Raw genomic sequence first — 8215 nt, 5'->3', positions numbered from 1 at the left:
GATCGTCGGCCAGCAATACGGTGGGGTCGACTTTTGCGGTCATGCGTTTGCCTGGTTCCTGTCGATGCAGCATAGCGCCGTGAACTAGTTCCCTCTCTCGTTCGGGAAGAGAGTCGGGCAAGGGGCCAGGGCTAGCTACGATGCCTATATCCCCACCGACAGCAGGCTGCAGCCCGCGCGCCGGCGCAGCCTCCGCAGCGCGTCACGTACCTCTTCAGTACCATCGCCCCTCACTCCCCGCGCAGTGCACGCATCGGCGGCACCCGCCCGGCGCGCCAGGCGGGCAGGAGGCAGGCCAGCACGCCGGATGCGGCCAGGGCAGCGCAAACACCGAGCACCGCGGCCAAGTCCAGCCCGGCGACACGCCCGAGCATGACCATCGTCAGGTTGGACAGCGCCTGCGACAGGCCGAGCGCGGCGGCGGTACCGATTGCCAGTCCCTGCGCCACCTGCCCCAGCCCGCCGCGCAACACCAGCCGCGCCAGTCGCGATGGCTGCGCGCCCAGCGCCAGGCGCACGCCGAATTCGCGTTCGCGCGAGGCCACCACCACCGCCATCACTGCATACAGGCCGGCCACCGCCAGCAGGAGCGCAAGCGCGGCGAACACGCCGATCAGCAGCAGGTTCAGGCGCGCGGCGGCGGTGGTCTGCTCCACGATGCTGCGCATCGTGCGCAGCCGGGCGATCGGCTGGCCGGGCGCGATCTCGGCCAGCGCGGTGCGCACGCCTGCCTGCCAATCGACCGGATTGCCGTGAACGCGCAGGGCGAAGCGCAAGGACTCCATCTGGCGAAAGACCGCCATCGCCGGTATCGGCATCTGCGCCAGCGGTACGTACACCACCGGTTGGCGCGGCTGCAGCGGCCCGTGCTGGTAAGTGCTGCCCACCACGCCGACGATGCGCGCCTTTGCCACCGCATCATCGGGCTGCTCGATGGCGATCGTCTGCCCCAGGGCGTGCCCCCCGTAGTAGCTGTCGGCCAGGTCCTGGCTGACGATGGCTACCGGCTCGCCGCCCGCGACATCGCCGTTGCCGAAGTCGCGGCCCTCGTGCCGCGCGATGGCAAACAGGCGAAAGAAGCCGGCGCCGACGCCGTGCAGCTGCGCCACGAAATCATTGTCCGCGGGCGTGCGCATGCCGTTGTTGAACTGGCCGTACATGTCGTCACTGGTCGGCAGGGCTGGTCGTCACCGCCACGTCCGTCACGCCCGGCAGCGCGTCCAGGCGCGCGACCAGCCGGCGCGAGAGGTCGAGCAGCGAGGCCGTATCCGGGTAACGGTTCTTCACCGGCGCCAGTTCGAAGGTGAGCACGTGGTCGTCGGCGTAGCCCAGCTGCACGCGCGAGGCATCGTAGAGCGCGCGCATGAACAGGCCGGCGGCGCACAGCAGGATCGCCGCCAGCGCCACCTGCGCCACCACCAGCGCACGGCTGAAGCGGCCGCTGCGCACGCCGATGCCGCCGCGCCCGCCCTCGCGCAGTTCCTCCGCCGCGGTGGCGGTGCGGCTTCGCCACAGTCCGAGCACCGCCGCCACCAGCGCGCCCAGCCATCCGATCCCGAGCGCCAGCACCCACGCGCCGAGGCCGATGTGCACGCGGTCGCCCCACAGCCACAGCGGCGGGATCACGCCCTGCAGCAGCGCCAGCCCCGCCACGGCCAGCGCCATGCCCAGCAGCGCACCCCCGATGCCGATCAGCAGGCCCTCGCCCAGTGCCGGCAGCATCAACCGCAGCACGGGCGCGCCCAGCGCGCCGCGCACGGCGGCGTCGTGGCTGCGCGACAGGGCGCGCAGCAACATCAGGTTGGTCAGGTTCACCAGTGCGATCAGCAACACCAGCGCCGCGCTGGCGAGGAACAGCACCAGCATCGGCCGCACGTCCTGCTGGAACGCCGCCGCAAGCGGCTCGGCGCCGAAGCGCGGCCGCTTCCAGTTGCCGCCCATGCCCATGTCGCGGAACATCGTGCGCTCGTGCGCGTCGGCCTGCGCCGCCACGGTGGCGACGTCGACGCCGTCGGCGAGCCGGCCGATCACGATGTCGCCATTGTGGTTGAAGTCGCGGCTGACCTTGGGCAGCGCCATCGGCAGCACCACGTCGCCGGCGCCCAGCACGGTGTTGAATGCAGCCGGCAGCACGCCGACGATGGTGTAGGCGGCGCCCTCGACATCGAGACTGCGGCCGACCACGCCGGCATCGCCGCCGTAGGCGCGTTGCCACAGGCCGTGGCCCAGCAGCATCACTTTCGGACCGTTGGGCGCATCCTCCTGCGCATTGAAGTCGCGCCCCAGCACCGTCTTGAGGCCCAGCGTCGGGAGCACGCCACGGTCCAGGTAGATCACCGGCACCTGCGTAGGAGCCCCAGCACCGGCCATGTTCGCCGACAGGCCGAAATGCACCAGCCCGAGCGAACGCAGACCCTCGGGCGGCCCCAGGTACTGGTACTCGTGCGCCGAGATGCCGCCCACGTGGCCGTTGTCGTGCAACGGTCCCAGCACCACCAGGCGATCGGCGCGCGGCACCGGCAACGGCCGCAGCACGCTGCCCTGGAGCAGCGCGAACACCGCCACACTGGCGCCGATACCCAGCGCCAGCACGCCGGTCGCCAGCAGCAGGAAGCCCGGGCGACGCAGGCTCGCGCGCCAGGCGCGCGCTATCTCGGATAACCAGGTGGGCATCGTCGTCACTCCCCCTTGAGTGCACGTATCGGCGACACCCGCCCGGCTCGCAGCGCCGGCAGCAGGCAGGCCAGCGAGCCGGCGGCCAGCAGGGCCAGGGCGACCACGACGAGCACCGGCGGATCGAGAACATCGCGGCGCAGGCCGAGCACCAGCATGAGCATGTGCAGGCCCTGCCCAGCCACCAGCGCTAGCACGATACCGCTCGCCAGGCCCGCCGCCACCTGCCGCGCACCGCCGCGCAGCACCAGCCAAGCCAGCCGCGCCGGCGGCGAACCCAGGGCCAGGCGCACGCCGAACTCGTGTTCGCGCGAGGCTACGGCCACCGCCATCACCGCATACAGACCGGCGGCTGCCAGCAGCAGTGCCAGACCGGCGAAGAGGGCGGTCAGCCAAAGCTGCACGCGCACCTTCTCGATGGTCGCATGCATGATCTGCGGCATCGTGCGCACGTTGTCCATCGGCTGGTTCGGCGCCACCGCGGCTACCGCCTGCTGCAGCGCATGCCGGTAGGCCGCCGGGTCGCCACGAACGGCGAGCGCGTAGCGCATCGGCTCGAAGCTGCGGAATATCCCCAGCTCGCGGTCGGGCACCTGCGTCAACGGCAGGTACAGGATCGGCCCGCGCGAACGCGGTTCCAGCGGGCCGAGCTGGTAGGTATCGGCCACCACGCCGACGATGCGCGCGGAAAACCGCTCCGCCCCTTCGCCGCGCTGGATCAGCTGGCCGAGCGCGTGGCCGCCGTACCAGCGGTCGGCCAGCGTGCGATTGACGATCGCCACTGCCTCGCCACCGCGCACGTCGCTTGCGACGAAGCCGCGTCCTTTTTCGAGCGGAATGCCGAACAGCCGGAAGTAGCCGGTATCGACCGCATGGAACTGGATGTTGTTCTCGTCCCTTCCGCCGGGCACGCGGAAGCCGCCGAGATTGAACTGGTCGCGCCACGACCCGCCCGGCAGGTTGGTGGCGGCCGATGCTGCGTCGACTCCCGGGATGCTCCGCAGGCGATCGACCAGCCGACGCGACAGGTGCTCGACGGCGGCCGCATCCGGGTAGGTTGCCTTGATCGGTGCGAGCTCGAAGGTCACGATCCCTTGCGTGCGATAGCCCAGCGGCACGCGTGCGGCGTCCAGCAGCGCGTGCGCGAAAAGCCCGCACGCGCACAACAGGACTGTGGCGAGCGCCACCTGCGCCATCACCAGCCACCGCCCGAACCGGCGTTCCTGCCGGCGCCAGCCGTTGCGGCCGCCTTCGCGCAATGCCTCGGCCATGGCGATATGCGAGCGGCGCAAACCAAGCACGCTGCCGAGCAAGGCGCCCAGGACGCCGACCACGCCGGCGAAGACTCCCGCAGGGGCACCGGGATGCAGACCGCCTGCCATCCAGTCCGGCGGCATCAAGCCTCCCAACACCGCCAGCCCGGCTCCGGCCAGGCCGAGTCCGGCGGCGGCGCCCAGCATGCCGACCAACAACGCCTCGGCCAGCAGGGGCAATACCAGCCGCCACTCGGAGGCACCCAGCGCGCCGCGCACCGCGGTTTCCTGCCGGCGCGACAAAGCGCGCAACAGCATCAGGCTGGTCAGGTTGACCTGTGCGATCAGCAACACGGCGAGTGCGCAACCCGCGAAAAGGGCCAGTTGCAGGCCGTCCTCGGCGTGGCGGAAGGCGTGCAGGTCCTGCGCGCCGAAATGCATGTGTTTCCACCATTCCCCATAGGTGCCCGCCTGCGGCGCGTAGAACGCGCGCAGGCGGGCGTCCACTTGGGCCGCCACCGCGGCCCGGGTGGCATCTGCCTGCAGGCGCGCCGCCGCCTCGTAATTGGTCCCATCCTCGCGGCCGTTGGGCCGCAACGCCGCCGGCAGGATCACGTCGCCGGCGAGATCCCAATCCGCCGGCATCACGCCGATGATGGTGTGCGGCGTACCCTCCACCCGCAGGCTGCGCCCGATGATTGCTGCGTCAGCGTTGAACCGGCGCTGCCACAGGCCGTACGAGATGATCGCAACGGCCGGACCGTTCGGGCTGTCTTCCTCGCGGTTGAAGTTGCGCCCCAGCAGCGGCTGCATGCCCAGCGTCGGCAGCGTGCCGCGGTCCATCTGCAGTGAAGGGACCAGTTGCGGCTCTCCGTTCCCCGAGATGTTCACCGCCGGACCGCCCGGCATGTACAGCCCCATCTCCCGCACGCCGTCGAGCCCGCGCAGCTGCTGGTACTGCTGCGGAGAAATGCCGCCGACATAGGAGCCATCCAGGGGACCCAGCGCGACCAACCGCTCCGCATGCGGATAGGGCAATGGCTTGAGCAGGACGTGCTCGATCAGCGTGAACACCGCCGTGCCAGACCCCACTCCCAACGCCAGCACGCCGCTGGCCAGCAGCAGGAAGCCGGGCTTGCGCAGGCTGGCGCGCCAGCTGCGCCAGATCTCGATGAGCCAGACGTTCACGCGCCGACCTCGATGCGCTGGCCGATCAGCGCATCAAGCCGTTGCTCGTCCTCGCGGCGCAGGCGGTGGAAGGTCTCCTCGTCGACCACGCGTCCGTCGAACAGTCGGATCTTGCGCTGTGCGAGCTCCGCGTAGCGGGCGTCGTGGGTGACCATGCAGATGGTGGCGCCGCCCTTGTGCAGTTCGTCCAGCAGCGCCATCACCGCCTCGCCGTTGCGCGAGTCGAGGTTGCCGGTGGGCTCGTCGGCCAGCAGGATCGCCGGCCGCCCGACCAGCGCACGCGCCACCGCCACGCGCTGCTGCTGGCCACCGGAGAGCTGCGCCGGATAGTGGCGCATGCGGTGGGACATGCCCACGCGCTCCAGCGCCTCCTGCACGCGCGCACGACGCTCGGCCGCGCCTAGCCGTCCGCGGTAGGTCAGCGGCAGCTCGACGTTCTCGAACACCGACAGGTCGCCGATCAGGTTGAAGGCCTGGAAGATGAAGCCGATCTCCGCGTTGCGGATGCGCGCGCGCTGCGCGGCGTTGAGCGCGGCGACGTCGCGGCCGTTCAGCACGTAGCGGCCGGCGCTGGCGGTGTCGAGCAGGCCCAGGATCGACAGCAGGGTGGTCTTGCCGCAGCCGGAGGGGCCGGAGATCGACACGTACTCGCCGCGGGCGATCGAAAGATGCACGTCCGAAAGCGCGTGGGTCTCCACCTCGTCGGCCTGGAAGACCTTGCGGATGTTGTCGAGGGTGATGACTTCGGTGGTGATGGTGGTGGTGTTCATCGGCTCTCCTGGAGTTGCGTTCCCGCGCAGGGTCGGCTGAAGCCCGCCCTACGTGTCGATCCTCATTCGATACGGATGCGGTCGTAGCCGTCCCACTGGCTGGTGTCGGAAAGGATCACCCGATCGCCGGCCGCAAGGCCATGCAGCACCTGCACGCGGTCGACCGAGGCGGCGCCGATGCGCACCGGCACGCGGGTGGCGGTGCCGCCGGAGGCGTCCAGGCGGAACAGGCTGATGTCGTCATCGGCCTTGGCCAGTGCCGGCCGGCCGACCGAGAGCACGTGGTTCAATCGAGCGATGCGGATGCGGCCATCCACGGAAAGATCGGGCCGCGCACCCGATGGCAACGGGCCGGCCAGCGCCACATCGACCTGCACGCTGCCGTTGCGCACGGCCGGATCGATACGCTCCACCCGGCCGTCGATCACGCCGTTGTGGGTGTCCACGCTGACCGGCATGCTCAAGGCGACGTCCTTGGCCTGCACCTCGGGCACCTGCAGCCGCGCGATCAGCACGTCCGGCCGGGCCACCCGCGCCAGGCTGGCACCCTCGGCCACGCGCGCGCCCTCCTGCACGGCCACTTCCTGCAGCACGCCGGCAATGCCCGCAGTCACCTGCAGCGCCTGTGCCTGCCGCTGGCGCAGCTCCAGATTGCTGCGCTGCTGCTGCGCGCGCGCCTGCGCCGCGTCCATCTGCGCCCTCATGCTGCCGGCGAAGCTGTCCACGCGTTCCTGCTCGATCTGCGTGCGCGCCTTGAGCTGCTTCAGCGCGATCTGGCCCTGCTCGTATTGCACGCGCGGGATCAGGTTCTTCTGCATCGCCTTGGCATCGGCCTGCGCCTTGACCTGGGCGGAGGCGTAGTCCGACTGCGCCTGCGCCAGCGCGGCGCGCTCGTCGAGCAGCTGCGAATGGAGTTCGGCACGCTTGGCCGCCACCTCCGCCTCGGCTGCGGCGAGCTGCGCCTGCGCGTTGTGCAGCGCATCCTCCACTTCCGGGTTGGCCAGGCGCATCAGCACGGTGTCCGGGCGCACCGCCGCGCCCGGCCAGATCAGGATCTCCTGCACCTGCGCCGCCGTCGCCGCCGCCAGCCAGCGGCTGGAGCGCGGCACCAGCGTGCCGGTGGCGCGCACTTCCTGCAGCATGTCACCACGCTGCACGGCGTCGATCCACAGGCTGGCGCGCTCGGCCTTGGGCAGGGCAGGCCCGAGGCGGGCCAGCGCCACCGCGGCCATGGCGACCACTGTCGCACCGGCGCCGGCCAGCCACAGGCGACGACGGCGGCGCTGCAGGCGAAACTGGGGGTTGGCGATGTCCATGCGCAGCTTGAGCAATCGGCGTGCCAAGCCCGAATGGCTTGCTACCGGGCCTGCCACGCGCAGCGGGTGTCCGCTTGTGGACGAGGCCTCCCGGAAACGGACGGCCGTATCCGTGCCCAGCCGACCATGCTCAACCGGTGTTCTGCAGGCCCTGCGAGACGCCATTGACGCAGGCGACCAGCGCGCGCAGCAAGGCGTCGTCCGTGCGGTCGCCGGCGCGCCAGCGCTGGAGCAGGTCGACGGTGAGCAGGCTCATGGGGTCGACGTAAGGGTTGCGCAGTCGAATCGAGACGGCCAGGCGCGGGTTGTCGGCCAGCATCGTGTCGCTGCGCTTGAGCCGGAGCAGCCAGCGGCGCGTGCGCTCGAACTCTTCGCGGATCAGCGCGAAGAACGGCTCGTGCAGATCGCCGGCCAGGCGCGAGAAGGCCTCGGCGATGTCCAGGTCGCACTTGGCCAGCACCATCGCCACATCGTCCAGCGCGTTGGCGAGGAACGGCCAGTCGCGCGCCATCTCGGCCAGCGCGTCCTCGCCGAACTCGGCGGCGCCCTGCTCCAGCGCGGCGCCCAGGCCGTACCAGCCGGTGACGATCGAGCGGCACTGGGTCCAGGCGAACACCCAGGGGATCGCGCGCAGGTCCTCCACGCCGCGCATGCTGCGCCGGCTGGCGGGGCGCGAGCCCAGGGTCATGCGTTCGACCACATCTATCGGCGTGGCGCTGCGGAAGTAGTCGACGAAACCCTCGCGCTCGACCAGCGCGCGGTAGTGGCGGCGGCTGTGCGCGGCCAGCGCGTCCATGCGCCCGCGCCAGAGCGCCTCGCGTGGCTCCTGTCCGCGCGGACGCACCGAGGCGCGCAGCACCGCGCTCAACGTCTGCTCCAGGTTGCGCAGGGCCAGCGCGCGGATGCCGTACTTGCGGTGGATCACCTCGCCCTGCTCGGTCACCCGCAGCACGCCGGCCACCGAGCCGCGCGGCGCGGACATCAGCGCCGGCGCGATGCGCGCGCCGCCACGGCT

General features: G+C 71.0%; 6 protein-coding genes. All 6 read right to left on the bottom strand.

Going from position 1 to position 8215, the window contains the following annotated elements; all coding sequences use genetic code 11:
• Window positions 1-230: 230 nt before the first annotated feature.
• On the bottom strand, window positions 231-1160 hold the full coding sequence (locus tag HOQ08_RS01110; RefSeq protein ID WP_291190308.1) for an ABC transporter permease: 930 nt from the start codon (window positions 1158-1160) through the stop codon (window positions 231-233).
• A 4-nt stretch (window positions 1161-1164) separates the two neighbouring features.
• Entirely contained in the window at window positions 1165-2673 is a 1509-nt protein-coding gene (locus tag HOQ08_RS01105) for an ABC transporter permease (RefSeq protein WP_291190305.1), read from the bottom strand.
• 5 nt (window positions 2674-2678) lie between these two features.
• On the bottom strand, window positions 2679-5114 hold the full coding sequence (locus HOQ08_RS01100; RefSeq protein WP_291190302.1) for an ABC transporter permease: 2436 nt from the start codon (window positions 5112-5114) through the stop codon (window positions 2679-2681).
• A complete protein-coding gene (locus HOQ08_RS01095) occupies window positions 5111-5884 on the bottom strand; it encodes an ABC transporter ATP-binding protein (RefSeq protein WP_291190299.1) in 774 nt (257 codons plus the stop codon). The genes HOQ08_RS01100 and HOQ08_RS01095 overlap by 4 nt, the downstream gene beginning before the upstream one ends.
• Window positions 5885-5946: 62 nt before the next feature.
• Entirely contained in the window at window positions 5947-7227 is a 1281-nt protein-coding gene (locus HOQ08_RS01090) for an HlyD family efflux transporter periplasmic adaptor subunit (protein ID WP_291190296.1), read from the bottom strand.
• A 103-nt stretch (window positions 7228-7330) separates the two neighbouring features.
• A partial coding sequence (locus tag HOQ08_RS01085; RefSeq protein WP_291190293.1) for a phosphoenolpyruvate carboxylase occupies window positions 7331-8215 on the bottom strand: 885 nt, incomplete at its 5' end.

The sequence above is a fragment of the Frateuria sp. genome, assembly GCF_013362045.1.
In the GTDB taxonomy this organism is placed as follows: Bacteria; Pseudomonadota; Gammaproteobacteria; order Xanthomonadales; family Rhodanobacteraceae; genus Frateuria_A.
This window is presented reverse-complemented; position numbering and strand designations above follow the sequence as displayed.

Bases quoted from the DNA above. Each gene is read 5' to 3' on its own strand.
- HOQ08_RS01105 (WP_291190305.1), bottom strand. From the start codon at position 2,673: ATGCCCACCTGGTTATCCGAGATAGCGCGCGCCTGGCGCGCGAGCCTG.
- HOQ08_RS01110 (WP_291190308.1), bottom strand. From the start codon at position 1,160: ATGTACGGCCAGTTCAACAACGGCATGCGCACGCCCGCGGACAATGAT.
- HOQ08_RS01095 (WP_291190299.1), bottom strand. From the start codon at position 5,884: ATGAACACCACCACCATCACCACCGAAGTCATCACCCTCGACAACATC.